24 protein-coding genes are annotated in these 26,146 nt (G+C 72.1%); 10 read left to right on the top strand and 14 right to left on the bottom strand.

The window, feature by feature from the left end:
* Complete coding sequence (locus tag ACZ3IJ_RS16730; protein WP_467468792.1) at positions 1-765, bottom strand: SDR family oxidoreductase; 765 nt, start codon at positions 763-765, stop codon at positions 1-3.
* 68 nt (positions 766-833) lie between these two features.
* Here ACZ3IJ_RS16730 and ACZ3IJ_RS16725 point away from each other — a divergent pair, with 68 nt between their 5' ends.
* The 5 genes from ACZ3IJ_RS16725 to ACZ3IJ_RS16705 are packed head-to-tail and all read left to right on the top strand — an operon-like array spanning position 834 to position 5,172.
* Positions 834-1,595, top strand: coding sequence for an enoyl-CoA hydratase family protein (locus ACZ3IJ_RS16725; protein WP_467468790.1), 762 nt, complete (start codon positions 834-836; stop codon positions 1,593-1,595).
* A complete protein-coding gene (locus tag ACZ3IJ_RS16720; RefSeq protein WP_467468788.1) occupies positions 1,592-2,437 on the top strand; it encodes a CoA transferase subunit A in 846 nt (281 codons plus the stop codon). The genes ACZ3IJ_RS16725 and ACZ3IJ_RS16720 overlap by 4 nt, the downstream gene beginning before the upstream one ends.
* Positions 2,434-3,171: a CoA-transferase subunit beta gene (locus tag ACZ3IJ_RS16715; RefSeq protein ID WP_467468786.1), complete on the top strand. Its 738-nt coding sequence runs from the start codon at positions 2,434-2,436 to the stop codon at positions 3,169-3,171. The genes ACZ3IJ_RS16720 and ACZ3IJ_RS16715 overlap by 4 nt, the downstream gene beginning before the upstream one ends.
* Positions 3,171-4,220, top strand: coding sequence for an NAD(P)H-dependent flavin oxidoreductase (locus ACZ3IJ_RS16710; protein WP_467468784.1), 1,050 nt, complete (start codon positions 3,171-3,173; stop codon positions 4,218-4,220). The genes ACZ3IJ_RS16715 and ACZ3IJ_RS16710 overlap by 1 nt, the downstream gene beginning before the upstream one ends.
* Before the next feature lie 28 nt (positions 4,221-4,248).
* The gene (locus ACZ3IJ_RS16705; RefSeq protein WP_467468782.1) at positions 4,249-5,172 is read left to right on the top strand and encodes a tyrosine-protein phosphatase; all 924 of its coding nucleotides are present in this window, start codon (positions 4,249-4,251) and stop codon (positions 5,170-5,172) included.
* On the opposite strand, the gene ACZ3IJ_RS16700 is transcribed toward ACZ3IJ_RS16705, so the two are convergent.
* From ACZ3IJ_RS16700 to ACZ3IJ_RS16675, 6 genes are all read right to left on the bottom strand, one after another.
* Entirely contained in the window at positions 5,169-6,791 is a 1,623-nt protein-coding gene (locus tag ACZ3IJ_RS16700) for a DEAD/DEAH box helicase (RefSeq protein WP_467468780.1), read from the bottom strand. The genes ACZ3IJ_RS16705 and ACZ3IJ_RS16700 overlap by 4 nt on opposite strands.
* A gap of 89 nt (positions 6,792-6,880) precedes the next feature.
* A complete protein-coding gene (locus tag ACZ3IJ_RS16695; RefSeq protein ID WP_005318814.1) occupies positions 6,881-7,084 on the bottom strand; it encodes a cold-shock protein in 204 nt (67 codons plus the stop codon).
* A 187-nt stretch (positions 7,085-7,271) separates the two neighbouring features.
* Entirely contained in the window at positions 7,272-8,429 is a 1,158-nt protein-coding gene (locus tag ACZ3IJ_RS16690) for an acetyl-CoA C-acetyltransferase (RefSeq protein WP_467468777.1), read from the bottom strand.
* Between the two features lie 18 nt (positions 8,430-8,447).
* Positions 8,448-9,077, bottom strand: a complete 630-nt coding sequence (locus tag ACZ3IJ_RS16685; protein WP_467468775.1) for a TetR/AcrR family transcriptional regulator — start codon at positions 9,075-9,077, stop codon at positions 8,448-8,450.
* Positions 9,078-9,092: 15 nt separating this feature from the next.
* The gene (locus ACZ3IJ_RS16680; RefSeq protein ID WP_467468773.1) at positions 9,093-9,887 is read right to left on the bottom strand and encodes an SDR family oxidoreductase; all 795 of its coding nucleotides are present in this window, start codon (positions 9,885-9,887) and stop codon (positions 9,093-9,095) included.
* A complete protein-coding gene (locus tag ACZ3IJ_RS16675; RefSeq protein ID WP_467469077.1) occupies positions 9,884-11,020 on the bottom strand; it encodes an acyl-CoA dehydrogenase family protein in 1,137 nt (378 codons plus the stop codon). The genes ACZ3IJ_RS16680 and ACZ3IJ_RS16675 overlap by 4 nt, the downstream gene beginning before the upstream one ends.
* Before the next feature lie 57 nt (positions 11,021-11,077).
* Between ACZ3IJ_RS16675 and ACZ3IJ_RS16670 the strand changes: the two genes are divergently transcribed.
* Both ACZ3IJ_RS16670 and ACZ3IJ_RS16665 read left to right on the top strand, forming a co-directional pair.
* Positions 11,078-12,223, top strand: coding sequence for an acyl-CoA dehydrogenase family protein (locus ACZ3IJ_RS16670; protein WP_467468771.1), 1,146 nt, complete (start codon positions 11,078-11,080; stop codon positions 12,221-12,223).
* Positions 12,223-13,227 carry an acyl-CoA dehydrogenase family protein gene (locus ACZ3IJ_RS16665; protein WP_467468769.1) on the top strand — a complete coding sequence of 335 codons (1,005 nt, stop codon included), beginning with the start codon at positions 12,223-12,225 and terminating at the stop codon, positions 13,225-13,227. The genes ACZ3IJ_RS16670 and ACZ3IJ_RS16665 overlap by 1 nt, the downstream gene beginning before the upstream one ends.
* Here ACZ3IJ_RS16665 and ACZ3IJ_RS16660 read toward each other — a convergent pair.
* The 5 genes from ACZ3IJ_RS16660 to ACZ3IJ_RS16640 form a co-directional block, all read right to left on the bottom strand.
* Positions 13,222-13,737 (bottom strand): pyridoxamine 5'-phosphate oxidase family protein, encoded by a 516-nt coding sequence (locus tag ACZ3IJ_RS16660; RefSeq protein WP_467468767.1) that lies wholly within the window; start codon positions 13,735-13,737, stop codon positions 13,222-13,224. The two genes, ACZ3IJ_RS16665 and ACZ3IJ_RS16660, sit on opposite strands and share 6 nt — an antisense overlap.
* Before the next feature lie 113 nt (positions 13,738-13,850).
* The gene (locus ACZ3IJ_RS16655) at positions 13,851-14,225 is read right to left on the bottom strand and encodes a VOC family protein (protein ID WP_467468765.1); all 375 of its coding nucleotides are present in this window, start codon (positions 14,223-14,225) and stop codon (positions 13,851-13,853) included.
* Positions 14,226-14,295: 70 nt separating this feature from the next.
* A complete protein-coding gene (locus tag ACZ3IJ_RS16650) occupies positions 14,296-15,015 on the bottom strand; it encodes a VWA domain-containing protein (protein WP_467468763.1) in 720 nt (239 codons plus the stop codon).
* A 115-nt stretch (positions 15,016-15,130) separates the two neighbouring features.
* The gene (locus tag ACZ3IJ_RS16645) at positions 15,131-16,009 is read right to left on the bottom strand and encodes an alpha/beta fold hydrolase (RefSeq protein ID WP_467468761.1); all 879 of its coding nucleotides are present in this window, start codon (positions 16,007-16,009) and stop codon (positions 15,131-15,133) included.
* Entirely contained in the window at positions 16,009-16,611 is a 603-nt protein-coding gene (locus ACZ3IJ_RS16640) for a helix-turn-helix transcriptional regulator (protein ID WP_467468759.1), read from the bottom strand. Before ACZ3IJ_RS16640 ends, ACZ3IJ_RS16645 begins: the two co-directional genes overlap by 1 nt.
* 79 nt (positions 16,612-16,690) lie before the next feature.
* On the opposite strand from ACZ3IJ_RS16640, the gene ACZ3IJ_RS16635 reads away from it, so the two are divergent.
* The 3 genes from ACZ3IJ_RS16635 to ACZ3IJ_RS16625 are packed head-to-tail and all read left to right on the top strand — an operon-like array spanning position 16,691 to position 19,736.
* Complete coding sequence (locus ACZ3IJ_RS16635; RefSeq protein WP_467468757.1) at positions 16,691-17,821, top strand: LLM class flavin-dependent oxidoreductase; 1,131 nt, start codon at positions 16,691-16,693, stop codon at positions 17,819-17,821.
* On the top strand, positions 17,818-18,699 hold the full coding sequence (locus tag ACZ3IJ_RS16630; protein WP_467468755.1) for an alpha/beta hydrolase: 882 nt from the start codon (positions 17,818-17,820) through the stop codon (positions 18,697-18,699). Before ACZ3IJ_RS16635 ends, ACZ3IJ_RS16630 begins: the two co-directional genes overlap by 4 nt.
* Positions 18,696-19,736, top strand: a complete 1,041-nt coding sequence (locus ACZ3IJ_RS16625) for a hypothetical protein (RefSeq protein WP_467468753.1) — start codon at positions 18,696-18,698, stop codon at positions 19,734-19,736. The genes ACZ3IJ_RS16630 and ACZ3IJ_RS16625 overlap by 4 nt, the downstream gene beginning before the upstream one ends.
* 128 nt (positions 19,737-19,864) lie before the next feature.
* Here the strand turns inward: ACZ3IJ_RS16625 and ACZ3IJ_RS16620 are convergent, their stop codons facing one another.
* Positions 19,865-21,325, bottom strand: coding sequence for a glutamate synthase subunit beta (locus ACZ3IJ_RS16620; RefSeq protein ID WP_467468751.1), 1,461 nt, complete (start codon positions 21,323-21,325; stop codon positions 19,865-19,867).
* A complete protein-coding gene (gene gltB, locus ACZ3IJ_RS16615; RefSeq protein ID WP_467468749.1) occupies positions 21,318-25,877 on the bottom strand; it encodes a glutamate synthase large subunit in 4,560 nt (1,519 codons plus the stop codon). The genes ACZ3IJ_RS16620 and gltB overlap by 8 nt, the downstream gene beginning before the upstream one ends.
* Between the last annotated feature and the right edge of the window lie 269 nt (positions 25,878-26,146).

Genomic DNA, 26,146 nt, shown 5'->3' with positions numbered 1-26,146 from the left:
TCAGCTCTCCTTGTTGGCGGTCGCGGCATCCAGGAACGCGGGGCGCTCGCCGCCCCCGTGGACAAGCAATGAGGCCCCCGAGACGTACGAGGCCCGGTCGGAGGCGAGGAAGACCGCCGCCTCCCCCACGTCCGAGGGCTCGGCGAGCCGGCCGAGCGGCACGGTCCGGGCGACGGCCGCGATCCCGTCCTCGTCCCCGTAGTGCAGATCGGAGAGTTCGGTCCGGACCATCCCGAGGACCAGGGTGTTCACCCGTACGTACGGGGCCCACTCCACGGCCATCGAGCGCGCCAGGTTCTCCAGGCCGGCCTTCGCGGCGCCGTACGCGGCCGTGCCCGGCGAGGGCCGCGTGGCACTGACGCTGCCGATCATGACGACGGAGCCGCGCGAGGTCCGCAGCAGTCCGTGGGCGGCCAGCGAGACCCGCAGCGGGACGGCCAGGTTCAACTCCACCACCCGCGCGTGGCGTTCGGCCTCCTCCTCCCCCAGGAGCCGGTAGGGCGTGCCGCCCGCGTTGTTGACCAGCACGTCCAGCCGTCCGTAGCGCTCGCCGACGCCGGCGAGGAACGCGCCGACGGCGGCGGGTTCCCGCAGGTCGACGGGGACGAAGGCGGCCTCGCGGCCCCCCTCCGTGACGGGCGTGTCCGGCGGTCTGCGGGCGCAGACGACCACGCGCGCGCCCGCCCCGAGGAGGGCCCGCGCGATGCCCGCGCCGACCCCGCGTGTGCCGCCGGTGACGACGGCCACCCTCCCGTCCAGCTCCATCGGCTGCTACCTTTCCTCATCGAGCAGTCACCTAACAAATGTTTGGTGGAAAGGTAGCTGATCCGCTCATGGGTGTCTCCACCGCAAGCCCGGGCAAGGGCATCGCACTCGTCACCGTCGACTTCCCACCGGTCAACGCCCTTCCCGTGCGGGGCTGGTACGACCTCGCCGACGCCGTCCGCGCGGCCGGCCGGGACCCGGGGACCCGTTGCGTCGTCCTCGCGGCCGCGGGCCGCGGTTTCAACGCCGGGGTCGACATCAAGGAGATGCAGCGCGACACCGGCCACGGCAGTCTCATCGGCGCCAACCGCGGCTGCGCGGAGGCGTTCGCGGCGGTGTACGAGTGCGAGGTGCCGGTCGTGGCCGCGGTCGGCGGCTTCTGTCTGGGCGGCGGCATCGGACTCGTCGGCAACGCGGACGCGATCGTCGCCTCCGAGGACGCCACCTTCGGACTGCCCGAACTCGACCGGGGCGCGCTCGGCGCCGCCACCCATCTGGCCCGGCTCGTCCCCCAGCACCTGATGCGCGCGCTGTACTACACCTCGCGCACCGCCACCGCCGCCGAACTGCACGCCCACGGCTCGGTCTGGAAGGTCGTGCCGCGCGAGGAACTCCTCGGCGCGGCGCTGGAGCTGGCGGCCGAGATCGCCCGGAAGGACGGCTACCTGATCCGGCTAGCCAAGGCCGCCATCAACGGCATCGACCCGGTGGACGTGCGCCGCAGCTACCGCTTCGAGCAGGGCTTCACCTTCGAGGCGAACCTCAGCGGGGTCGCCGACCGCGTGCGCGACACCTTCGGCAAGGACGAGGCCAAGGAGGGCTCCCCGTGACCGACAAGACCATGACCCCCGACGAGGTGGTGGGCCGGCTCCGCTCCGGCATGACGATCGGCATCGGCGGCTGGGGTTCGCGCCGCAAGCCGATGGCCCTGGTCAGAGCGGTGCTCCGGTCCGAGATCACCGATCTCACGGTGATCTCCTACGGCGGACCCGACGTCGGCCTGCTGGCCGCGGCGGGCCGGATCCGCCGTCTGGTGGCCGCCTTCACCACCCTGGACTCCATCCCCCTCGAACCCCACTTCCGCGCCGCGCGCGAGCGCGGCGACCTCACCATGACCGAGCTGGACGAGGCGATGTTCATGTGGGGGCTGCACGCGGCGGCCAACCGGCTGCCCTTCATGCCCGTCCGGGCCGGGCTCGGCTCGGACGTGATGACGGTCAACCCCGAGCTGCGCACCATCACCTCGCCGTACGACGACGGCGAGACGCTCGTCGCCGTCCCCGCCCTGCGCATGGACGCCGCCTTCGTCCACCTCAACCGCGCCGACCGGCTGGGCAACGGCCAGTACCTGGGCCCCGACCCGTACTTCGACGACCTCTTCTGCGAGGCCGCCGACACCGCGTACGTCTCGTGCGAACGGATCGTCGAGCGGTTCGACCCCGGCACCGCCCCGCAGTCCCTGCTGGTCAGCCGGCACAGCGTCACCGGAGTGGTCGAGACCCCGAACGGCGCCCACTTCACCTCCTGCGCCCCCGACCACGAACGCGACGAATCCTTCCAGAAGCTGTACGCGACCACCCCCTGGCCCGAGTTCGCCGAGCGCTTCCTCTCCGGCAAGAGCGAGGACGACTACCAGCAGGCCGTACGCACCTGGCACGAGGAGCAGCAGTGACCACGACCGCGAGCGTCACCCGCGCCGAGTACTGCGTCCTCGCCTGCGCCGAGGCCTGGCGGGACGGCGGCGAGGTGCTCGCCGCCGCCATGGCCCCCGTCTCCTCGTTCGGCGCCCGGCTCGCCAAACGCTCCTTCGCCCCCGAACTGCTGCTGACCGACGGCGAGGCGATGCTGGTGGGCCTCGACGGGGAGATCGAGGGCTGGCTGCCGTACCGCCGCCATCTGACGATGGTCACCGGCGGCAAGAGGCACGTCATGATGGGCGCGAGCCAGATCGACCGGTACGGCAACCAGAACATCTCCTGCATCGGCGACTGGTCCCGGCCCTCCCGGCAACTTCTCGGCGTACGCGGAGCGCCGGTCAACACCCTCAACAACCCGGTGAGTTACTGGGTGCCGAAGCACTCCCCGCGGGTCTTCGTCGAGCGCGTGGACATGGTCAGCGGCGTGGGACACGACCGCGCGGCCGCCGCCGGGGTGGACCGCTTCCACCGGATCCCCCGGGTCGTCTCCGACCTCGGCGTCTTCGACTTCGAGACGCCCGACCGCTCGATGCGGCTCGCCTCCCTGCACCCGGGCGTCACCGTGGACCAGGTGCGGCAGGCCACCGGCTTCGACCTCGCGATCGGCGACGACGTGCCGTACACCCGCGAACCGACCGCCGAGGAGCTCCGGCTGATCCGCGAGGTGATCGACCCCCGGGGGCTGCGGGAGAGGGAGGTCCGGGCCTGATGAAGACGGGGCTCACCGAACTGACCGGCGTACGCCACCCGATCGTCCAGACCGGTATGGGCTGGGTCGCGGGCCCCCGCCTGGTCACGGCCACGGCCGAGGCGGGTGCCCTCGGCATCCTCGCCTCCGCGACGATGACGGTCGAGGAGCTGCGGTCCGCCGTCCGCGAGGTGAAGTCGCGTACGGACCGGCCGTTCGGGGTCAATCTGCGCGCGGACGCGGGCGACGCCGGCGAGCGGGTCCGGATCATCGTCGAGGAGGGCGTCCGGGTCGCCTCCTTCGCGCTCGCCCCGTCCCGCGAGCTGATCGCGGAGCTGAAGGACGCGGGCGTGGTCGTCATCCCCTCGATCGGGGCACGGCGGCACGCGGAGAAGGTCGCGGCCTGGGGCGCGGACGCCGTGATCGTGCAGGGCGGGGAGGGCGGCGGGCACACCGGCGACGTGGCCACGACGGTCCTGCTGCCGCAGGTCGTCGACGCGGTCTCCGTCCCGGTGATCGCCGCGGGCGGATTCCACGACGGCCGCGGCCTGGTGGCCGCGCTCTCCTACGGGGCCGCGGGCATCGCCATGGGCACGCGCTTCCTCCTCACCTCCGACTCCACCGTCCCCGACGCCGTCAAGGCGAAGTACCTCGCGGCGACGGTCAAGGACGTGACGGTGACCACCGCCGTCGACGGACTGCCCCACCGGATGCTCCGTACGGAGATGGTCGCCGCCCTCGAACGGGCGGGCCGGGTGCGGGCGTTGGCCCAGGCGGTCCGGCGCGCGGCGCACTTCCGCGGGATCTCGGGCCTCTCCTGGTCGCGGATGGTCCGCGACGGTCTCGCGATGAGACACGGCAAGGACCTGTCGTGGAGCCAGGTCCTGCTCGCAGCGAACACCCCCATGCTCCTCAGAGCGTCCATGGTCGAGGGCCGCACCGACCTCGGTGTCATGGCGTCCGGACAGGTCGCGGGAGTCATCGAGGACCTCCCCAGCTGCGAGGAACTCGTCCTGCGGGTCATGTCCGAGGCCGAGCACGTGCTCCGCACCCTGCCATCACCAGGGTGAAACCCTCATCGCCCACGGGAGTTCCGTCATGCCACTGTCGAGACGCGCACTGCTGAGCACCGCCACCGCAGCCGCCTTCGCGGCGGCCGCCGCCCCGGCCGTCGCGGCGCCCCGCAGCCGTCCCCGCGCCGCGGCCGTCCGCCACATCCCGCTGCAGGGCGCGGTCAACGTACGTGACCTGGGCGGCTACCTCACCTACACGGGCGACCGGGTCCGGCACGGCCTGGTCTACCGCGCCGACGCGCTCAGCAAGCTGACCGACGCCGATGTGACGACCCTCGCCGGGCTGCGCCTGGGGCGGGTCGTCGACTTCCGGATCCCGCTGGAGGTCCAGTACGACGGCGCGGACCGGCTGCCGTCCGGGCTCGTCGCGGTGTCGCGGCAGGTCACCGACAACGGTCTGTTCGGGCAGCTGCTCGCGGCGATCGGCTCCCGCGACCCGGTGCGCCAGGAGCAGATGCTCGGCGGCGGCCGGGCGGCCGCGTTCATGCACGAGGTGTACCGCACCTTCGTCACGAGCGCGGCGAACCGGGCCCAGCTCGGTCTCACCCTCCGCGAGCTGGCCGGTCTCGGCTCCACGCCGTCGCTGTACCACTGCACCTCGGGCAAGGACCGTACGGGCTGGACGAGTTACCTGCTCCTGACGGTCCTGGGCGTGCCGGAGCAGATGGTCGTCGGCGACTACCTGGCCTCGAACACCTTCCGTTCCGCGTACGACGCGAAGGTGCGGGAGGGCCTGAAGCAGGGCGGTCTGATGCAGAACCCGGACCTGATCATCCCCCTCCAGGAGGTGCGGACCGAGTATCTGAGGACCGCGCTCGACGAGGTGAGGAAGGGGTACGGCAGCCTGTTCCGCTACCTCACCGACGGGCTCGGCCTGGAGCTGGGCACGCTGGCCAGGCTCCAGGACCGACTCGTCGACCAGCCGGGCACCCGCCCGGCTCTCCGCTAGCCCTGCGTCGCGGCTCCGCCGCCCCGGCGGCCGCTACGGCCGCCGCCGGCGGTGCCGGACCCGCGGGTGCGGCCGGCGGCGCCCGCCGTACCCGTACGCGAGCCGCCCGTGCCCGCGGCGGTGCGCGAACCGGTCGTACCCGTACGGGTGGTGGCGCCCGAGCGGGGACGGCCGCCGCCGCCACCGCGGCGGGAGCGCTGGCCGCCCGTGCGCGGCTGCGCGGGCTGGGCCGGCTGCGGGACCTCGATGACGACCGGGACGCCCGAGGGCTCGCGGGCGCCGGTGAGGCGGGTCAGTTCCTCGTCGCTGGACTTGATCTGCGCCGTACGCGGGCTGATGCCGGCGTTCGACATCAGGCGGCCCATGTCGCGCTTCTGCTCGGGCAGGACGAGGGTGACCACGCTGCCGGACTCGCCGGCCCGGGCGGTGCGGCCGCCGCGGTGCAGGTAGTCCTTGTGGTCGATCGGCGGGTCGACGTTCACGACCAGGTCGAGGTCGTCGACGTGGATGCCTCGGGCCGCCACGTTGGTCGCCACGAGCGCGGTGACCTGGCCGTTCTTGAACTGGTCCAGCGTGCGGTTGCGCTGCGGCTGCGAGCGGCCGCCGTGCAGGCCGGAGGCCCGTACGCCACTGGCGAGCAGCCGCTTGACCAGCCGGTCCACGGCACGCTTGGTGTCCAGGAAGAGGATCGTCCGGCCGTCGCGGGCGGCGATCTTCAGCGTGACGGCCTTCTTGTCGGTCTCGTCGGCGATGTAGAGCAGGTGGTGCTCCATCGTCGTGACGGCGCCGGCCGACGGGTCGACGGAGTGCACCACCGGGTCGTCGAGGAACATCTTCACGAGCCGGTCGATGTTCTGGTCCAGGGTCGCCGAGAACAGCATCCGCTGGCCGTCGGGCTCGACCTGCTTGAGCAGCGCGGTGACCTGCGGCATGAAGCCCATGTCGGCCATCTGGTCGGCCTCGTCCAGGACCGTGATCGCGACCTGGTCGAGCCGGCAGTCGCCCCGCTCGATGAGGTCCTTCAGACGGCCGGGGGTGGCGACGAGGACCTCGGCGCCACGGCGCAGCGAGTTGGCCTGCTTGGTGATCGACAGACCGCCGACGACGGTCGCGAGCCGGAGCTGGACCGAGGTGGCGTACGGCGCGAGGGCGTCGGTGACCTGCTGGGCGAGCTCGCGCGTGGGCACCAGGACCAGGGCGAGCGGGGCCTTGGGCTCGGCGCGGCGGCCCGCGGTGCGGGCGAGCAGGGCGAGGCCGAAGGCGAGGGTCTTGCCGGAGCCGGTGCGGCCGCGGCCGAGGATGTCCCGGCCGGCGAGCGAGTTCGGGAGGGTCGCGCCCTGGATCGGGAAGGGCTCGGTCACGCCCTGCGCGTTCAGCGTCTTGACGAGGGCGGCGGGCATGTCGAGGGCGTCGAAGGACTCGACGGAGGGGAGCGCGGGCGTCAGCGTCTCGGGCAGGGTGAACTCACGCGGCGGCGGAGGCGAGGCCGGTCCACGGCCACGCCCGGCGCCCTTGGCCTTGCCCTTGGGGGCGGCGGCGGAGCCACGGCGGGTATTTCCGGACGGGTTTCCGGAGCGGGATTCCGCGGCCCGGCGGGGCCGCCTTTCGGAGCGGGTCATGGGAAATGCCTTCCTGGCCTGAGCACAGCACAAGCCGGGACCCGCACCTGCGCGGTGCGGGCCCCGGCTGCGAGAAACGCGTCCGACAATTAGGCCGGGAGGATGTTCTCCGCCTGCGGGCCCTTCTGGCCCTGCGTGACGTCGAAGGTGACCTTCTGGCCTTCCTGCAGCTCACGGAAGCCGGAGGTCGCGATGTTGGAGTAGTGGGCGAAGACGTCGGCGCCGCCGCCGTCCTGCTCGATGAAGCCGAAGCCCTTTTCCGAGTTGAACCACTTCACGGTTCCGGTGGCCATAATCTTCTCCTGAATAGGTAAGGGTCCCATCCCGGAGAGTCCGGAAAACAAAATCGCGCCTGAGGAACATTCCCGTCAGGCGCACATAAAGTTCATGGGTACCAACTAGCAACAAGGGAACCTTAGCACGCCGCCCCACCCGGAGGGCGGGACGGCGACGAGCGTCACACCGGGGGCGGTACGAAGATCAGAGCCGCTCGATGATCGTCACGTTGGCCTGGCCCCCGCCCTCGCACATCGTCTGGAGGCCGAAGCGGCCGCCCGTGCGTTCCAGCTCGTGGAGCAGCGTCGTCATCAGCTTCACGCCCGTCGCGCCCAGGGGGTGGCCCAGGGCGATCGCGCCGCCGTTGACGTTCACCCGCTCCGGGTCGGCGCCCGTCTCCTTCAGCCAGGCGAGGACGACCGGGGCGAAGGCCTCGTTGATCTCGACGAGGTCCATGTCGTCGATGGTCATGCCCGTCTTCTTGAGGGCGTACGCGGTGGCCGGGATCGGGGCGGAGAGCATCCGGATCGGGTCCTCGCCGCGCACCGAGAGGTGGTGGACGCGGGCGCGCGGGGTGAGGCCGTGTTCCCGTACGGCCCGCTCGCTCGCCAGGAGCATCGCCGCGGCACCGTCGGAGACCTGGGAGGAGCAGGCCGCCGTGATCGTGCCGCCCTCGACGACGGGCTTCAGGCCGGCCATCTTCTCCAGGGTGGTGTCCCGGCGCGGGCCCTCGTCCACGGTCACGTCCCCGTAGGCGACGGTCTCCCGCGCGAAGCGGCCCTCGTCGATCGCACGCAGCGCCCGCTCGTGCGACCGCAGGGCGAACTCCTCCTGGTCACGGCGGGTGATACCCCACTTCTTCGCGATCAGCTCGGCGCCGTGGAACTGGTTGACGGGCACGTCTCCGTACCGCGCTCGCCAGCCCTGGGAGCCCGCGTAGGGGCCCTCGCTCAGGCCGAGGGGCTCGGCGGCCTGCCGGGAGGCGAAGGCGATCGGGATCATCGACATGTTCTGGGTGCCGCCGGCCACGACCAGGTCCTGCGTGCCGGAGAGCACGCCCTGCGCCGCGAAGTGCACGGCCTGCTGCGAGGAGCCGCACTGACGGTCGATCGTCACGCCGGGGACCTCCTCGGGGAGGCCCGCCGCCAGCCATGCCGTACGGGCGATGTCGCCGGCCTGCGGGCCCACGGTGTCGAGGCAGCCGAAGACGACGTCCTCGACGGCGGAGGGATCGATGCCCGAGCGGGCGACGAGCGCCTTCAGGACGTGCGCGCCGAGGTCCGCCGGGTGGGCGGAGGCCAGGCCTCCCTTGCGGCGGCCCACCGGGGTGCGGACCGCTTCGACGATGTAGGCCTCGGCCATGACAACTCCTCCAGACGGCTAGGAACGTACGGCGATTCCGTCCAGGACCATCGACAGGTACTGGCGGGCGATCTCGTCCGGGCTGTGCTGTCCGCCCGGGCGGTACCAGGACGCGGCGACCCAGACGGTGTCGCGCACGAACCGGTAGGTGAGCCGGATGTCGAGGTCGGCCCGGAAGGTCCCGGCCTCGACCCCGCGCTGCAGCGTGCCCAGCCACGCCTTCTCGAACTTCACCTGCGAGTCCGAGAGGTAGTGGAAGCGGGGCTGGTCGGCGAGGTGCCTGGACTCCTTCTGGTAGATCGCGACGGCGGCGCGGTGCCGGTCGATCTCCCGGAAGGACTCGGTGACGAGGGCCTCGATGGTCTCCCTGGGGCCGAGTCCGGCGGCGAGGACGGCGTCGTACCCCTCCCACAGCTCGGTCAGGAAGGTGGAGAGGATCTCGTCGAGCATCGATTCCTTGGAATCGAAGTGGTAGTAGAGGCTGCCGGCGAGCATGCCGGCGGCGTCGGCGATCTTCCGTACGGTCGTGGCGTTGTACCCCTGGGCGGCGAACACCTCGGCCGCGGTGTCCAGGAGTTCCCTGCGGCGCTCGGGCGAGGCGCTCACCGGGGGCTTCTTCTTGCTGTCGCTGCTGACTGTCTTCGGCACACGTCCATTCTGGTCCTAGGCGTGCTGACTGCTGACCGAGACGGTCTCGCCGGTCATGTAGGAGGAGTACGCGCCGGCGAGGAAGACGATGACGTTGGCGACCTCCCAGGGCTCGGCGTACCTCCCGAAGGCCTCGGCCGCGGTGAGTTCGGCGAGCAGCTCGGCGGAGGTGACCTTGACCAGGTGCGGGTGCATGGCGAGGGACGGGGCGACGGCGTTGACGCGGACGCCGTACGGCGCCGCCTCGACGGCGGCGCAGCGGGTGAGGGCCATGACGCCGGCCTTGGCGGCGGCGTAGTGGGCCTGGCCCGCCTGGGCGCGCCAGCCGACGACGGAGGCGTTGTTGACGATCACGCCGCCGTGATCCGCCGCCGCGAAGTGGCGCAGGGCGGCGCGCGTGCAGCGGAAGGTGCCGTTCAGGGTGACGTCCAGGACCCGGCTCCACTGGGCGTCGGTCATGTCGACGAGCGCGGCGGTGCCGCCGAGCCCGGCGTTGTTGACGACGGCGTCGAGCCGGCCGTGGAGCCGTACGGCCGTGTCGAAGAGGGCCTGTACCCGGGCCTCGTCGGTGACGTCGCAGGGCAGCGCGTCGACCCGGTCCGCACCGAACTCGGCGGCGAGGGCGGCCTCGGTCTCCTTGAGCCGGCGGGCGTGCGCGTCGCTGATCAGGACCCTGGCGCCCTCCTCCAGGAAGCGCCGGGCGGTGGCCCCGCCGATACCGGCGCCGGCGGCCGCGGTGATGACGGCGCTACGGCCGGTGAGCAGTCCGTGCCCGGGAACGTACGGGGGCGGGGCGGCGGGCGGGGTCATGGGCGCGGCTCCTTGGGGAGGCCGAGCACCCGCTCGGCGATGAGGTTGCGCTGGATCTCGCTGGATCCGGCGTAGATGGTGTCGGCGCGGGAGAAGAGGAACAGCCGCTGCCACTCGTCGAGTTCGTACGGTTCGGCGGCGACGACCGTCGCGGCGGCGCCGCCGACGTCCATGGCCAGCTCGCCGAGGTCGCGGTGCCAGTGCGACCAGTAGAGCTTGGCCGTCGAGGGGTCGGTGCCGCGCAGGGCGCTCGCGCGCATGGCCTGGAGTCCGGTCCAGGCCCGGGCGAGCCGGTCGCGGATCAGCGGGTCGGCGAGGGCGCCGTTGCGCCGGGCGAGCGCGATGAGCCCTTCCAGCTCGCGGCGGAATCCGACCTGCTGGCCGAGGGTGGAGACGCCGCGTTCGTAGCCGAGGGTGGCCATGGCGATGCGCCAGCCGTCCCCGGGGGCGCCGACGACGTTCGCGGCGGCGGTCCGGGCGCCGTCGAAGTAGACCTCGTTGAACTCGCTGGTGCCGGTGAGCTGGACGATCGGCCGGATCTCCACGCCCGGCCGGTCCAGGGGGACGAGGAGGTACGAGAGTCCCGCGTGGCGCCGGGAGCCGGGCTCGGTGCGGGCGACGACGAAGCACCACTGCGACTCGTGGGCGAGCGAGGTCCAGACCTTCTGTCCGTCGATCACCCAGTCGTCGCCGTCCCGGACGGCGCGGGTACGGACGGCGGCGAGGTCGGAGCCGGCGCCGGGTTCGCTGTAGCCCTGGCACCAGAGCTCCTCGACGGCGCGGATCGGGGGAAGGAAGCGCGCCTTCTGCTCCTCGGTGCCGTGGTCGATGAGAGTGGGGCCGAGGAGCTGTTCGCCGATGTGGTTGACGCGGGCGGGGGCGTCGGCGAGGGCGTACTCCTCGTGGAAGGCGATCTGCTCCTCGACGCTCGCCCCGCGCCCCCCGTACTCGGTGGGCCAGCCGACGCAGGTCCAGCCGTGGGCGGCCAAGTGGCGTTCCCAGGCGAGGCGTTCGGGGAAGGCCTCGTGTTCGCGGCCGGGGCCGCCGAGTCCCTTGAGGGCGGCGAACTCGCCTGTGAGGTGGGCTCGCAGCCAGGCGCGTATCTCGGTGCGGAACTCCTCGACGCTGCTCATGGCGCTGCTCATGGCCGTACGTTAACCTACCAAACACTTGTTAGGGAAGGAGCCCCGATGGACCCGTCGTACAGCGCCGAGGAGGACGCCTTCCGCGCGGAGGCCCGGGAGTGGCTGCGGGCCCATGTGCCCGCCGAGCCGCTGCCCTCCCTGGAGACCGGGGAGGGCTTCGCCGCGCATCGCGCCTGGGAGGCCGAGCTGGCCGCCGGCCGCTGGTCGGTCGTCTCCTGGCCCGAGCGGTACGGCGGCCGGGGCGCCGACATCTTCCGCTGGCTGGTCTTCGAGGAGGAGTACTACGCGGCGGGGGCGCCGGGCCGGGTCACGCAGAACGGCATCAACCTCCTCGCCCCGACCCTCTTCGACCACGCCACGGAGGAGCAGCGGGCCCGCGTGCTGCCGTCGATGGCGACCGGCGAGGTCGTCTGGGCGCAGGCCTGGTCGGAGCCGGAGTCGGGCTCCGACCTGGCCTCACTCACCTCGCGCGCGGTACGGACGCGGGGCGGCTGGCTGCTGTCCGGGCAGAAGACCTGGTCCTCGCGGGCGGCCTTCGCGGACCGGGCGTTCGGCATTTTCCGCACCGACCCGGAGACGGACCCCGCACGGCCGCACCGGGGGCTGACGTACCTGATGTTCGACCTGCGGGCGCCCGGGGTGACGGTCCGGCCGATCGGGCGGCTCGACGGGAAGCCGGCCTTCGCCGAGCTCTTCCTCGACGAGGTCTTCGTCCCGGACGAGGACGTGATCGGGGAGCCCGGCCAGGGCTGGCGGATCGCGATGTCCACGACGGGCAACGAGCGCGGGCTGATGCTCCGCTCCCCGGGCCGCTTCCTCGCCGCCGCCGACCGGCTCGTACGGCTCTGGCGCGAGGGCGGGGAGGGTCCGGGGCATCGCGACCGGGTCGCGGACGCGGTGATCGGGGCCCGGGCCTACCAGCTCTTCACGGCGGGCGCCGCCGCACGGTTCGCGGCCGGGGAGGCCATCGGGGCGGAGTCGAGCCTGAACAAGGTCTTCTGGTCGGAGTACGACATCGCACTGCACGAGACGGCGCTCGACCTGCTGGGCGACGAGACGGAGCCGGCGGACGGCGCGTGGGGCGAGGGGTACGTCTTCTCCCTCGCGGGTCCGATCTACGCCGGCACCAACGAGATCCAGCGCGACGTCATCGCCGAGCGGCTGCTCGGCCTGCCGAAGGGGCGGCGCTGATGCGATTCCCGGCGACGGAGGAACAGCGCGCCTTCGCGCGCTCGCTGGACGCGATGCTGACGGCGGCGGGGACGCCTGCCGCGATCCGGGCCTGGGCGGCGGACGATCCGTCGCCGGGCCGCGCCCTGTGGTCACGCCTCGCGGAGGCGGGCGTCTTCGCGCTCGCGGTGCCGGAGCCGTACGAGGGCGTGGGCCCGCTGCCGGTCGAACTGGCCACGGCGTTCGTGGAGTTGGGTCGGCACGGGGTGCCCGGCCCGGTGGTCGAGACGGTGGCGGCCTCCGCGCTGCTCGCGGAGCTGGCACGGCGGGGCGAGGACGGTCCCGCGAAGCGTCTGCTCCCGGGGATCGCCGCGGGCGGGACCATCGCGACGCTGGCGACGGGCGCGCCGCCCGCACCGCCCCGGGGCGCCGCCCTGGACGCGGACCGCGCCGACCTGGTCCTCGCCGTCGAGGCGGACGAGCTACGGATCGCCCGGGGCCACGAGGGCGTACGCGTCTCCGCCGATCCCGCGCGCCGGTTCGCCAGGCCCGGGCCCGGCGGGGAGGTGCTGGCCGCGGGGCCCGCCGTGACGGCGGCCGTCGCGTACGCCCGGGACTGGGCCCTGCTGGCGACAGCCGCCCAGGCGCTCGGCGTCGGCCTGACGCTGCTCGACCGGACCGTGGCGTACGCGAAGCAGCGGCGGCAGTTCGGTACGGAGATCGGCTCCTTCCAGGCGGTCAAGCACCGGCTGGCCGACACCCTGATCGCGCTGGAGTTCGCCCGCCCCCTGGTCTTCGGAGCGGCGCTCTCCTTCGCGAGCACCGATCTCGCGGCCGCCAAGGTCACGGCCGGGGAGGCCGCCTACACCGCCGCCCGGACGGCCCTGCAGATCCATGGCGCCGTCGGCTACACCGAGGAGCTCGACCTCTCGCTCTGGCTCCGCAAGGCCCGGCCGCTCAGGGACGCCTGGGGCGCCCCGTCCTGGTGCCGGGCCCGTGTCCTCGACACGTACGGCGGCTCATGACTGCTCGCGCGGCGGACTGTCGTCCGTACGGCGCCGGATCGTCCGCAGCCTCCGCCCCGGTGACCAGGTGCGGACGACCAGGTCGTCGCCCTCGACGAAGGTGCGGACCACCTCCGTCACCTCCACCCGGAAGACGTGGAACGGCAGGGGCATGCCCACGGCCTCCGCGTACCGCTCCAGCGCCCCCGGATCGGTGATCTCGACGGCCCGGCCCGAGATCCGGACGTCGCCGCCGCCCATGTCCGTCCCCGAGCCCGGGTTGGCGAGGAGCGCGAAGCGGCCGTCACGGCGCAGGTCGAGAGCCTTGCGGGAGTTCGGCATCATGCCGAGCCACAGCTCGTCCCAGCGGAAGTCGGCCTCGATGCCGCTGAGCCGCGGCGAGCCGTCCTTCCGTACGGTGGCGAGCGAGTGGTGGGTGTACTGCCCGAAGCGTTCGCGCACGGTCGCGGCGAAAGCGGGCTCGGCGGCTTCGAAGGCCGCCCAGGTGGTCGTGGTTCCGGTGTCTCCCATGACTCCAGGAAACACCGGATACCCGACACCTTCTGTCTGGATTGCTCCTCTGTCCGGACCGGGACGCCGGCCGGGACCGGCCCACCGACTGCGGCCCGAATCTCCGGCCCCGCCTACTCCCCGCGCTCGGCGGCCGACCGCTCCACGCAGAACTCGTTCCCCTCGGGGTCGGCCAGCGTGGCCCAGCCGGTGCCGTCCGCGTTCCGGTGGTCGCCGACCATCGTGGCGCCGACGGCCAGCAGCCGCTCGACCTCCGCGTCCCGGCCGCGGTCCTCCGGCCGCAGGTCGAGGTGGACCCGGTTCTTGACCGCCTTCCCCTCGGGCACCTGGATGAAGAGCAGGTCCGCACCCGCGGAGTGGACCAGCACCTCGGGGTCACCGGGCGCGTCCTCGTCGGACACCTTTCCGTCCAGGGCCTCGGCCCAGAAGGCCGCCAGGCCGTACGCGTCGGAGCAGTCGAACGTCACATGTCGCACAAGAGATGCCATGCCGTCACTATCACGTGGTCGACACCGTACGAGCCAGCGGGTTTCCCGCGGTTCCCGGGCCTGCGGGGTCTCACGGGCGGACGATGGCCGCGGCCCGGGCGGCGGAGAGCCAGGCTGGGAACTCGGAGACGATCCGGTCGTACAGCTCGGCGTCCGGGACCCTGCGCGGGTCCGTTCCGGCGTGGAAGAACCCGGCGTTGTCGACGGGCCGCCTGTCCGGCACGGCCAACTCGTCGAGCTTGCGCAGGAATTCGAACTGCCGGCTGCCGGGGTCGCCGAAGCCGATGAACTGCCAGAAGAGCGGTAGTTTCGCCGCCTTGCAGACGTACCGCTCGGCGGCCAGTTTGTTGATCGGTCCGCCGTCGGTCTGGAAGACGACGAGCGCGGGCACGGTGGCGCCGCTGTCGAGGTAGTGGTCGATGACCGCGTCCATCGCCAGGTGGTAGCTGGTCTTGCCCATGTGGCCGAGCCCGGCGACGATCCGGTCGATCCGCCCCTGGTGGTCGGCGAGTTCGATGTCGGTCTCGGCGTCGACGTCGGTGGAGAAGAAGACCACGGGCACCCGCCCGTCGTCGTCCAGGTTGGCCGAGAGACCGAGCACCCGGTCGGCCAGCGCCTGGACGCTGCCGTCCTTGTAGTACGGCTTCATCGAGCCGGAGTAGTCGAGCACGAGATAGACGGCGACGCGCTGCCCGTCCAGGCCGTGCTTGCGCAGGGAGGCCCCCGCCGACTTGTAGAGACTCACCAGCGCCGGTGCGGTCTCCTCGACCTTGCGCAGACTCAGTGCCATCGACGGCTCCCCTCCCCCAGGACCCGCGCGGCCGCTGCCGCGCGGACTCCTCCCGATACGTTCCCGAGCGTACGTGATCAGGCCCGCCGCGCCGCACGTGTTCCAGGGGCCGGCGTCACCGGTCACCCACCGCGGCGAGGATCAGGGAGGCGACGCGGTCCGGGGCCTCCAGCGGGGGCCAGTGGCCGACGTCGGCCAGAGCGTGGAGGGTCGCGTCCGGCATGCGCTCGGCGATCCGCTCGGCGATGTGGGCCCCCGAAATGGGGTCGAGCAGGCCCCAGACGAACGCCTTGGGCAGGTCGCCGCTCTCCATGGCCTCGACCCAGCGGTCGCGGTGGGCGGTCCGGTCGTCGATGTACCGGATCAGGAGATGGGCGTTCCGGTGGCCGTCGTCCCGGCCGAGGCCCTGCCACATCGCGGCCACGTCGGCGCTCGCGTCGTACCCCTCGGCGAACGTCGGGGCGAGGGCGGCGGCGAGGAGTTCGGCGCTCAGCGCGGCGCTGAGCTGGGGGCCGAGCTCGGGGTCGAGCAGCGCGGACTGGGCCGGTTCCGGCCGGTGGAGCTCGGGATAGATGCCGCCGTTCAGCAGCGTCAGACTCGTGATCTCGCTCTTCGACGCTCCCTCGGCGCGGCGGGCGACGAGTTCCTGGGCCACGGTGGTGCCGTAGTCGTGGGCCACCAGATGCGTCGAGCGCACCGCTTCGTGCTGCCACAACGCGGCCACCAGGTCGGCCTGTTCGTGGATCGAGTACGTGTGGTCGGCCGGCTTCTCGCTGGCGCCGAAGCCGAGGAGGTCCGGCATGAGGAGGGTGTGGTGGGCGGCGAGAGCGGGGGCCGCCCGTGCCCAGTCGTGCGACGAGCTGGGGAACCCGTGGAGGAGCGTCATCACGGGTCCGCTGCCGGCCCGGCGGACGAACACCTCGCGCGGGACTCCGGAGACGGTGAGCGTGATCCGCTCGCCCTCGGCCCACCACTGCTCGATCCCTGTCGTCATCACAGCCTCCTCTTCCGCAGGTCTTCGATGTCCGCGAGCATGGCGTCCGCCAGATCGCGCTCGGCGGCGTAGTACCGCTCGGCCCAGGTGAGGGTGAGCATCGGGTACTCCCAGGCCTCTTCGGCCTTCGCGCCCTCCACGTCGGCCTCGGCGCGCCGGCGCATCCCCTCGGCGAACTCCCGGTGGTGGCGGAGGACTTCACCCATCTGCTCGGGTTCGAGGAGATGCCCGAGCCAGAGCCTGAGCATGGGGCCGTGCTTGAGCACCGGCGGGTCGACGGCCGCGGTGCGGGCCCAGGTGCGGACGGCGGTCATCCCCTCGTCCGTGATCCGGTAGACCCGCTTGTCACGGCTCCCCGTCTCCTGGGCGACCGTCCGCGAGGTGGCGAATCCGGCCTGCTCCAGGCGCTTCAGCTCGCTGTAGATCTGACTGAACGACGGGCTCCAGTAGAAGAAGCGCAGCGACTGGTCGGCCCACTTCTTGAGGTCGTAGCCGGACAGCTCCCGGCCGAAGGAGAGCAGCCCGAGCACCGCCCAACCGGTCGCCGGGAAACCGGGGTTCTCCGGCTCCGCGCCCCGCCCCGCCGTCGTCTTGTCCGCCACGGACCGAAGTCTACGACTCCCTTCCGCACCACACCTATGCCTGCTAGAAGTATTTCTATTCGGCATAGAGGAGTTCACCGTGAAGTTCTCCATGATCTTCGAAGCCCAGCTCGTCGACCCGACCCCCGAACGTGAACGCCAGGTCATCCACGACTGCGTCGAACAGGCCGTCCACGCGGAGAGGATGGGCTTCGACCGCGTCTGGGCCGTCGAGCACCACTCCCTCACCCAGTACGCCCACATGAGCGCCTCCGAGATCTTCCTGTCCTGGGTCGCCGCCCGCACCGAGCGCATCCGGATCGGCCACGGCGTCGTCACCATGCCGTTCGGCTACCAGCACCCGGTACGGGTGGCCGAGCGCGCCGCCATGCTCGACGTCCTCAGCGGCGGCAGGGTGGACATCGGCGCCGGCCGGGGAGCGACCCGCCAGGAGATGCGCATGTACGGAGTGCGCCAGGAGGACACGTATCCGCAGATGGAGGAGGCCCTGCGGATCTTCTCCCGGGCCTGGCGCGAGGAGCGGTTCGAGTGGCACGGCTCGATCGACATCGGCCCGGGCGCGGTCCTTCCCCGTCCCGTGCAGGACCCGCACCCGCCCCTCTTCATGGCCTGCTCGAAGCACGACACCCTCAAGCGGGCCGCCGAACTCGGCATCGGCGCACTGGTGCTGGGGTTCGCGGGCGCGGACGACGTCCGTGCGATGCGGAAGGTGTACGACGACGCCATCGCCGTACGCGACGGCTCGCGGCTCGTCTCCACCGAGGTCAACGACCACTTCTCGGCGCTCTGCCCCACGATCGTCCTGGACGACGCGGAGCGCGCGCTGCGCCTCGGCACGCGCGGCCAGCGCTTCTTCGCCGAGTCGATCGCCCACTGGTACGGCGACGCCCCGGCACCCACCGGCTACGCCGAGGACGAGGACCACACGGCCGCGCTCGAACGACGACGCGAGGAGCTGGTCGCCCGGCTCCACGAGGCGGACGTCCCGGCCCGCCCGGCGGACACCGGCCCGTACAACACCGACCACGCCTACGGGGACGCCGACACCGCGATCGCCTACGTCGAGCGGCTGCGCGAGATCGGCGTCGACGAGGTGATGTGCCTGATCCAGATGGGCACGGTCCCGCAGGAGGTCTGCATGGAGACCATCCGGCAGTGGGGCGAGCGGGTCATCCCGCACTTCCGCGCGCGGGAGCTGACGGCCGGATGACCGATCCCCTGACACCGGCGGCCCGGGCGCTCTGCGAGGCGATGTCGGCGGACTTCCCGCCCCCGGGCTCACCCCTGGCACTACGGGCGGCGTCCCGGGCGAGCGTACGGGAGGTCCCGCCACGGCACGAGACGACGGCGAACGGCGTCCGCGTACGTCTGTACGACGCCGGGCCGGGCTCCGCGCTCGCCTCCCGCCCCGTCGTCGTCTTCGCGCACGGCGGCGGGTGGGTTCTGTGCGACCTCGACACCCACGACGGACTCTGCGGTGAACTTTCCGTCCGGGCGGGGGTCTCCGTGGTCTCCGTGGACTACCGGCGCGCGCCCGAGCACCGCTTCCCGGCCGCCGAGGACGACGTGTACGCGGTCCTGGAGTGGGCCGCCGCCCGTCACGGAGGCCCTCTGATCCTGGCGGGCGACTCCAGCGGCGCCAACCTCGCCGCGGGCGCGGCCCTGCGTGCCAGGGACGGCGGCGGCCCACCGGTCGCGGGCCAGCTGCTCTTCTACCCGGCCCTCGACCACCGGCTCGACTCCCTCTCGGCGGAGGCGTACGCCGAGGGGTTCTTCCACACCACGGCCCATATGCGCTGGTACTGGGAGCAGTACGTAGGCCCGGCCGGCGATCCGGTCGCCGCCTCCCCCGGCCTCGCGGCCGACCTCACCGGCCTCCCTCCGACGCTCGTGGTCCTCGCGGACTGCGACCCGCTCCGGGACGAGGGCCTGGCCTACGCCCGCCGACTCTCCTCGGCGGGGGTCCGCGCCGAAGCGCGGCTGCACACCGGCATGTTCCACGGCTTCCTGGGGGCGCGCGGCGTGCTCCCCGAAGCGGACGCGGCCCTGGCGGGCGCCGCGGGCTGGCTCGCTAGCCTGTGCGCGTGAGACCGACCACGCCGTACCGTCCGCTGGACATCACGATCCCGTTCCCCGAACTGACCGCGTACGCCCGCACCGCGACCCTGCTCCACCCGCGCGAGGGCTCGCCGACGGCGGCGGACAGTTCGGTGGGCGGTCCGCTGCTGTGGCCGGCGGACGAGGCGTGGCCGGTGTGCGGGACGGCGCACGGGCGGGCTCGTGGCGTACGCCCGGAGCGGGCACGGCGGTACGAGCGGATCGTGCGGGCGGCCTGGGCCCGGCCCCGGGCGGCGGGCCCGGACGGCATTCGGCACACCGCCGCCGAACAGGTGGAGCTGGACGAGATGGTGGACGCCGCGCATCAGCCGGACCGGCACGACGGCTCCCCGCTGCCCCTGCTGGGGCTCGCCCAGTTCTACGTCCGGGACGTTCCGGACCTGGCACCGTTCGCCCCGCCCGGGGCGGATCTGCTCCAGGTGCTGTGGTGCCCGTTCACCCGCCACGACGACGCCTCCCCGGGCGACTTCGGGCCCTCGACGCACCTGCGCTGGCGGCGGTCGGCGGACGTGCGGGCGGTACTGCCGGACCAGCCGGAACCGCCGGTCGTGGAGCGGGAGCAGTACCTCCCGAAACCGTGCGTCCTCGCTCCCGAGCAGGTCGTCGAGTACCCCTTCGCGGACTACCTCCCCCAGGAGCTGGTGGAGCGGATCGACTCCTGGGAGGACGCCTTCGTGGAGCGCGCCGGGGACGCGGCGCCCCGGTACCAGTACGACCTGTCCATCGCACCGGGCTGGAAGATCGGCGGCTGGGACTCGTGGCACCGGACGGACCTGGACCGGGTGTTCTGCGGGGCGTGCGGGACGGAGATGCGGCTGCTGCTGACCATGGACTCCGGTGGTGGCGGGCGTAGTTGGCTGTCGTACGAGGAGGTCGCGGCCACCTGGGACGGCTCGACGCCCCCTTCCCTGTACGGCCCGACGGGCATCGGCGCGGCACGCGACGAGTACCGGGCCTTCGTCTGTCCCGCGGACGCCTCGCACCCCCACCGGATGAGCAGCCAGTAGGCCGACTGTCGTCCCGGCGGCCGCAGGACGCGCCGCGGCGCCCTCCCAGTCGTCCGGTCGGGGACATTCGGGGGGCGCCGCGCTCAGTTCCGTACGTCGTTGTACGGGACGTCTTGGGGACGGGACGGTCAGACCGTCAGGGCTCGGTCCGTCGGGCGGATCGGGGCCGGGAGGTCGCTCGCACCCGTCAGGAAGCGGTCGACTCCGCGGGCGGCCGAACGGCCCTCGGCGATCGCCCAGACGATCAGCGACTGGCCGCGGCCGGCGTCACCGGCCACGAACACACCACCGACGTTGGTGGCGAAGTCCGCGTCACGGGCGATGTTACCCCGCTCATCGAGGTCTAGACCAAACTGCCCGACCAGGCCGTTCTCGACGTCCGTGCCCGTGAAGCCCATCGCGAGCGTCACCAGCTGCGCCGGGATCTTCCGCTCCGTGCCGGGCTTCTGCGTCAGCTTGCCCTCGACGAACTCGACCTCGACCAGGTGCAGGAACTGGACGTTGCCGTCCTCGTCGCCCTCGAAGTGGGTGGTGGAGACGGAGTAGACCCGCTCGCCGCCCTCCTCGTGCGCCGAGGTGACCTTGTACAGCATCGGGAACGTCGGCCACGGCTGGCCGGCCGCCCGCTCGTCGCCCGGTCGCGGCATGATCTCCAGCTGCGTGACCGAGGCCGCGCCCTGGCGGTGGGCGGTGCCGACGCAGTCCGCGCCCGTGTCGCCGCCGCCGATGACGACCACGTGCTTGCCCTCGGCCGTGATCGGCGGGGTCACGAAGTCACCCTCGACGACCTTGTTGGAGAGCGGCAGGTACTCCATCGCCTGGTGGATGCCGGACAGCTCGCGGCCCGGAACCGGCAGGTCGCGCGCGGTCGTGGCGCCCGCCGCGATGACCACGGCGTCGTACCGCTTGCGCAGGTCCGTCGCCGTGATGTCGCGGCCGATCTCGACACCCGTACGGAACTTGGTGCCCTCCGCGCGCATCTGCTCGATACGGCGGTTGATGTGCCGCTTCTCCATCTTGAACTCGGGGATGCCGTACCGCAGCAGTCCACCGATCCGGTCCGCGCGCTCGAACACGGCGACCGTGTGACCGGCCCGCGTGAGCTGCTGGGCCGCGGCCAGTCCGGCCGGGCCCGAGCCGACGACGGCGACGGTCTTGCCGGACAGGCGCTCGGGCGCCTGCGGCTTGACGTCGTTCGCGTCCCACGCCTTGTCGATGATCGAGACTTCGACGTTCTTGATGGTGACGGCCGGCTGGTTGATGCCGAGCACGCACGCAGCCTCGCACGGAGCCGGGCAGAGCCGCCCGGTGAACTCCGGGAAGTTGTTCGTGGCGTGGAGGCGCTCGCTCGCCTGCGCCCAGTCCTCGCGGTAGGCGTAGTCGTTCCACTCGGGGATCAGGTTCCCGAGCGGGCAGCCGTTGTGGCAGAACGGGATGCCGCAGTCCATGCAGCGGCCGGCCTGCTTGCTGATGATCGGCAGCAGGGAGCCGGGGACGTAGACCTCGTTGAAGTCCTTGACTCGCTCGCCCACCGGACGGGTCTTGGCGACCTCGCGCCCGGTGGTCAGGAAGCCCTTGGGGTCAGCCATGGGTCGCCGCCTCCATCATCTTCTCGGTGGTCTCGGCCTCGGAGAGACCGGCGAGCTCAGCGGCGTCCTTGGCGGCGAGCACTGCCTTGTACGTGGACGGGATGATCTTGCTGAACCGGTCCGCGTTCGCGGTCCAGTCGGCCAGGAGCTTCTCCGCGACCGTCGAGCCGGTCTCCTCGTGGTGGCGGCGCACGACGTCGTGCAGCCACTGCTTGTCGGAGTCGGTCAGCGCCTCCACGGCGGACAGGTTCCCGGAGTTGACGTTGTCCCGGTCGAGGTCGACGACGTACGCGACGCCGCCCGACATGCCGGCCGCGAAGTTGCGGCCCGTCTCGCCGAGGACGACCGCGCTGCCGCCGGTCATGTACTCGCAGCCGTGGTCGCCCACGCCCTCCGAGACGACCAGCGCGCCCGAGTTGCGGACGCAGAAGCGCTCGCCGGTGCGGCCGCGCAGGAACAGCTCGCCGCCGGTCGCGCCGTACGCGATGGTGTTGCCCGCGATGGTCGAGTACTCGGCCAGGTGGTCGGCGCCGCGGTCCGGGCGGACGACGACACGGCCGCCGGAGAGGCCCTTGCCGACGTAGTCGTTGGCGTCGCCCTCCAGGCGGAGCGTGACACCGGCCGGCAGGAACGCGCCGAACGACTGGCCGGCGGAGCCGGTGAAGGTGATGTCGATGGTGTCGGCCGGGAGACCCGCGCCGCCGAACTTCTTCGTCACCTCGTGGCCGAGCATGGTGCCGACCGTCCGGTTGATGTTGCGGATCGCGACCTGGGCCCGGACCGGCTGGGCCTCCTCGGCCGTCGCCGCGCCCAGCGCCTCGGCGGCGAGCTCGATCAGCTCGTTGTCGAGGGCCTTCTCCAGACCGTGGTCCTGCTCGATCAGGGCGTGGCGGACCGCGCCCTCCGGCAGCTCGGGCACGTGGAAGAGCGGGGCCAGGTCCAGGCCCTGCGCCTTCCAGTGCGTCACGGCGCGGCTGGTGTCGAGCAGCTCGGCGTGGCCGACGGCCTCTTCGAGCGTACGGAAGCCCAGCTCGGCGAGGATCTCGCGGACCTCCTCGGCGATGAACTCGAAGAAGTTCACGACGAACTCGGCCTTGCCGGAGAAGCGGTCGCGCAGGACCGGGTTCTGCGTGGCGATGCCGACCGGGCAGGTGTCCAGGTGGCAGACGCGCATCATGACGCAGCCGGAGACGACGAGCGGCGCGGTCGCGAAACCGAACTCCTCGGCACCGAGCAGTGCGGCGATGACGACGTCACGGCCGGTCTTGAGCTGGCCGTCGGTCTGCACCACGATCCGGTCGCGCAGGCCGTTGAGCAGCAGCGTCTGCTGGGTCTCGGCGAGGCCGAGCTCCCAGGGGCCGCCCGCGTGCTTCAGCGAGGTGAGCGGGGAGGCGCCCGTGCCGCCGTCGTGGCCGGAGATCAGGACGACGTCCGCGTGCGCCTTGGAGACACCGGCGGCGACCGTGCCGACACCGACCTCCGACACCAGCTTCACGTGGATACGCGCGGCCGGGTTGGCGTTCTTGAGGTCGTGGATCAGCTGAGCCAGGTCCTCGATGGAGTAGATGTCGTGGTGCGGCGGCGGGGAGATCAGACCGACGCCCGGGGTGGAGTGCCGGGTCTTGGCGACCCACGGGTAGACCTTGTGGCCGGGCAGCTGGCCGCCCTCGCCGGGCTTGGCGCCCTGGGCCATCTTGATCTGGATGTCGTCCGCGTTGACCAGGTACTCGCTCGTCACGCCGAAGCGGCCGGAGGCGACCTGCTTGATGGAGGAGCGGCGCGCCGGGTCGTACAGGCGCTCCGGGTCCTCGCCGCCCTCACCGGTGTTGGACTTGCCGCCCAGCTGGTTCATGGCGATGGCGAGGGTCTCGTGCGCCTCGCGGGAGATGGAGCCGTACGACATGGCGCCCGTCGAGAACCGCTTGACGATCTCGGAGACCGGCTCGACCTCGTCGATGGAGATCGCTTCCCGGCCCTCGGCGAAGCCGAAGAGACCGCGGAGCGTCATCAGACGCTCGGACTGCTCGTTCACCCGGTCCGTGTACTTCTTGAAGATGTCGTACCGCTTGTTGCGCGTGGCGTGCTGCAGGCGGAAGACGGTCTCCGGGTCGAACAGGTGCGGCTCGCCCTCGCGACGCCACTGGTACTCGCCGCCGATCTCCAGCGCGCGGTGCGCGGAGGGGACGCCGGAGGCGGGGTACGCCTTGGCGTGGCGGGCGGCGACCTCCTTGGCGACGACGTCGAGACCGGCGCCGCCGATCTTGGTGGCCGTGCCGTTGAAGTACTTCTCGACGAAGGCGGTGTCGAGGCCGACGGCCTCGAAGACCTGGGCGCCGCGGTAGGAGGCGACGGTCGAGATGCCCATCTTGGACATGACCTTGAGGACGCCCTTGCCGAGGGCGTAGATCAGGTTCCGGATGGCCTGCTCGGGCTCGAGGCCCTCGATGAAGGTGCCGGCGCGGACCAGGTCCTCGACCGACTCCATCGCCAGGTACGGGTTGACGGCGGCGGCGCCGTAGCCGATGAGGAGGGCCACGTGGTGGACCTCGCGGACGTCGCCGGCCTCGACCAGCAGGCCCACCCTGGTGCGCTGCTTGGTGCGGATCAGGTGGTGGTGGACGGCCGCGGTGAGCAGCAGCGACGGGATCGGCGCGTGCTCGGCGTCGGAGTGCCGGTCCGAGAGGACGAGCAGGTGGGCGCCGCCCTCGATCGCCGCGTCTGTCTCGGCGCAGATCTCCTCGATGCGGGCGGCGAGCGCGTCGCCCCCGCCGGAGACCCGGTACAGGCCGGAGAGGGTCGCGGCCTTCATGCCGGGCATGTCGCCGTCGGCGTTGATGTGGATGAGCTTGGCCAGCTCGTCGTTGTCGATCACCGGGAAGGGCAGCGTGACGCTGCGGCACGACGCGGCGGTCGGGTCGAGCAGGTTGCCCTGCGGGCCCAGCGAGGAGTGCAGCGAGGTGACGAGCTCCTCGCGGATGGCGTCCAGCGGCGGGTTGGTGACCTGCGCGAAGAGCTGGGTGAAGTAGTCGAAGAGCAGCCGGGGGCGCTCGGACAGGGCCGCGATCGGCGAGTCCGTGCCCATGGAGCCGAGCGGCTCGCCACCGGTGCGGGCCATCGGGGCGAGGATGACGCGCAGCTCCTCCTCGGTGTAGCCGAAGGTCTGCTGGCGGCGGGTGACCGAGGCGTGGGTGTGCACGATGTGCTCGCGCTCGGGCAGGTCGGAGAGCTCGATCTCCCCGGTCTCCAGCCACTCGGCGTACGGCTTCTCGGCGGCGAGGCCGGCCTTGATCTCGTCGTCCTCGACGATCCGGTGCTCGGCGGTGTCGACGAGGAACATCTTGCCGGGCTGGAGGCGGCCCTTGCGGACGACCTTGGCGGGGTCGATGTCGAGGACGCCGACCTCGGAGGAGAGGACGACGAGGCCCTCGTCGGTGACCCAGTAGCGGCCGGGGCGCAGACCGTTGCGGTCCAGGACCGCGCCGACCTGGACGCCGTCGGTGAAGGTGACGCAGGCCGGGCCGTCCCAGGGCTCCATCATCGTGGAGTGGTACTGGTAGAAGGCGCGCCGGGCCGGGTCCATGGACTCGTGGTTCTCCCACGCCTCCGGGACCATCATCAGGACCGCGTGGGGCAGGGAGCGGCCGCCGAGGTGGAGCAGCTCGAGGACCTCGTCGAAGGAGGCGGAGTCGGAGGCGTCCGGGGTGCAGATCGGGAAGATCCGGTCCAGCGAGCCCTCGCCGAAGACGGTGGAGTCGAGCTGGGCCTCGCGGGCGGTCATCCAGTTCCGGTTGCCCTTGACGGTGTTGATCTCACCGTTGTGGGCGACGAAGCGGTACGGGTGGGCCAGCGGCCAGCTCGGGAAGGTGTTGGTGGAGAACCGGGAGTGGACCAGGGCCACGGCGGTGGCGCAGCGGCGGTCCGACAGGTCCGGGAAGAAGGGCTCCAGCTGTCCGGTGGTCAGCATGCCCTTGTAGACGACGGTGCGGGCGGAGAGCGACGGGAAGTACGTCCCGGCCTCACGCTCGGCGCGCTTGCGCAGCACGAACGCCTTGCGGTCCAGCGCGATGCCCTCGCTGGTCCCGTCGGCGACGAAGAGCTGACGGAAGACCGGCATGGTGGAGCGGGCGGAGGCGCCGAGCAGCTCGGGGGCGACGGGGACCTCGCGCCAGCCGAGGACGTTCAGACCCTCCTCGGACGCGATCGTCTCGATCTGCGAGACGGCCTGTGCGGAGCCGTCGGCAGGGAGGAAGGCGATGCCGACGGCGTAGGCGCCGACGGCGGGGAGGTCGAAGTCGGTGACCTCGCGCAGGAAGGCGTCGGGAACCTGGAGCAGGATGCCGGCGCCGTCTCCGGAGTCGGGCTCGGAGCCGGTGGCGCCGCGGTGCTCGAGGTTGCGCAGTACGGTCAGCGCCTGCTCGACCAGGGCGTGGCTGGCAACACCGGTCAGGGTGGCCACGAACCCGACACCACAGGCGTCGTGTTCGTTACGGGGGTCGTACATCCCCTGCGGAGCGGGGCGACCGTCCATGGGCGACCAGGCGTCGGAACGCATCGGCTCTCCCGTCGTCGTCGTGGCATATGCAGCTGCCGAGGGACGACGTTGGCCCTCCGCGAAATTTCGTGCAGGTTACATGATGGCTGGCTTCTCGCGAAGTGGATAGCTCATTCCAACATGCGGACACCGCTGACACGGAGCGGTGATGATGGTTCACGCGTGAAGCGTGGGGTCCAGGGGTGGTTCTCGAGGGGGTCGGCAGACCCGTCTCAAGGGGGTCGGCAGACCCGACGCGGAGCGAGCCTCATTGCCCGCGGCGCTTACGC

It is taken from the genome of Streptomyces sp. NPDC013317, from assembly GCF_055563155.1.
The sequence above is the reverse complement of the archived record's forward strand: the minus strand, read 5'-3'. Positions and strand labels throughout refer to the sequence as shown.

What these genes read in the sequence shown, in the direction of transcription:
- ACZ3IJ_RS16730 (WP_467468792.1), bottom strand. Translation starts at nt 765, where the DNA reads ATGGAGCTGGACGGGAGGGTGGCCGTCGTCACCGGCGGCACACGCGGG.
- ACZ3IJ_RS16725 (WP_467468790.1), top strand. Translation starts at nt 834, where the DNA reads ATGGGTGTCTCCACCGCAAGCCCGGGCAAGGGCATCGCACTCGTCACC.
- ACZ3IJ_RS16710 (WP_467468784.1), top strand. Translation starts at nt 3,171, where the DNA reads ATGAAGACGGGGCTCACCGAACTGACCGGCGTACGCCACCCGATCGTC.
- ACZ3IJ_RS16705 (WP_467468782.1), top strand. Translation starts at nt 4,249, where the DNA reads ATGCCACTGTCGAGACGCGCACTGCTGAGCACCGCCACCGCAGCCGCC.
- ACZ3IJ_RS16700 (WP_467468780.1), bottom strand. Translation starts at nt 6,791, where the DNA reads ATGACCCGCTCCGAAAGGCGGCCCCGCCGGGCCGCGGAATCCCGCTCC.
- ACZ3IJ_RS16695 (WP_005318814.1), bottom strand. Translation starts at nt 7,084, where the DNA reads ATGGCCACCGGAACCGTGAAGTGGTTCAACTCGGAAAAGGGCTTCGGC.
- ACZ3IJ_RS16690 (WP_467468777.1), bottom strand. Translation starts at nt 8,429, where the DNA reads ATGGCCGAGGCCTACATCGTCGAAGCGGTCCGCACCCCGGTGGGCCGC.
- ACZ3IJ_RS16680 (WP_467468773.1), bottom strand. Translation starts at nt 9,887, where the DNA reads ATGACCCCGCCCGCCGCCCCGCCCCCGTACGTTCCCGGGCACGGACTG.
- ACZ3IJ_RS16675 (WP_467469077.1), bottom strand. Translation starts at nt 11,020, where the DNA reads ATGAGCAGCGTCGAGGAGTTCCGCACCGAGATACGCGCCTGGCTGCGA.
- ACZ3IJ_RS16670 (WP_467468771.1), top strand. Translation starts at nt 11,078, where the DNA reads ATGGACCCGTCGTACAGCGCCGAGGAGGACGCCTTCCGCGCGGAGGCC.
- ACZ3IJ_RS16665 (WP_467468769.1), top strand. Translation starts at nt 12,223, where the DNA reads ATGCGATTCCCGGCGACGGAGGAACAGCGCGCCTTCGCGCGCTCGCTG.
- ACZ3IJ_RS16660 (WP_467468767.1), bottom strand. Translation starts at nt 13,737, where the DNA reads ATGGGAGACACCGGAACCACGACCACCTGGGCGGCCTTCGAAGCCGCC.
- ACZ3IJ_RS16655 (WP_467468765.1), bottom strand. Translation starts at nt 14,225, where the DNA reads ATGGCATCTCTTGTGCGACATGTGACGTTCGACTGCTCCGACGCGTAC.
- ACZ3IJ_RS16650 (WP_467468763.1), bottom strand. Translation starts at nt 15,015, where the DNA reads ATGGCACTGAGTCTGCGCAAGGTCGAGGAGACCGCACCGGCGCTGGTG.
- ACZ3IJ_RS16645 (WP_467468761.1), bottom strand. Translation starts at nt 16,009, where the DNA reads ATGACGACAGGGATCGAGCAGTGGTGGGCCGAGGGCGAGCGGATCACG.
- ACZ3IJ_RS16630 (WP_467468755.1), top strand. Translation starts at nt 17,818, where the DNA reads ATGACCGATCCCCTGACACCGGCGGCCCGGGCGCTCTGCGAGGCGATG.
- ACZ3IJ_RS16620 (WP_467468751.1), bottom strand. Translation starts at nt 21,325, where the DNA reads ATGGCTGACCCCAAGGGCTTCCTGACCACCGGGCGCGAGGTCGCCAAG.
- gltB (WP_467468749.1), bottom strand. Translation starts at nt 25,877, where the DNA reads ATGCGTTCCGACGCCTGGTCGCCCATGGACGGTCGCCCCGCTCCGCAG.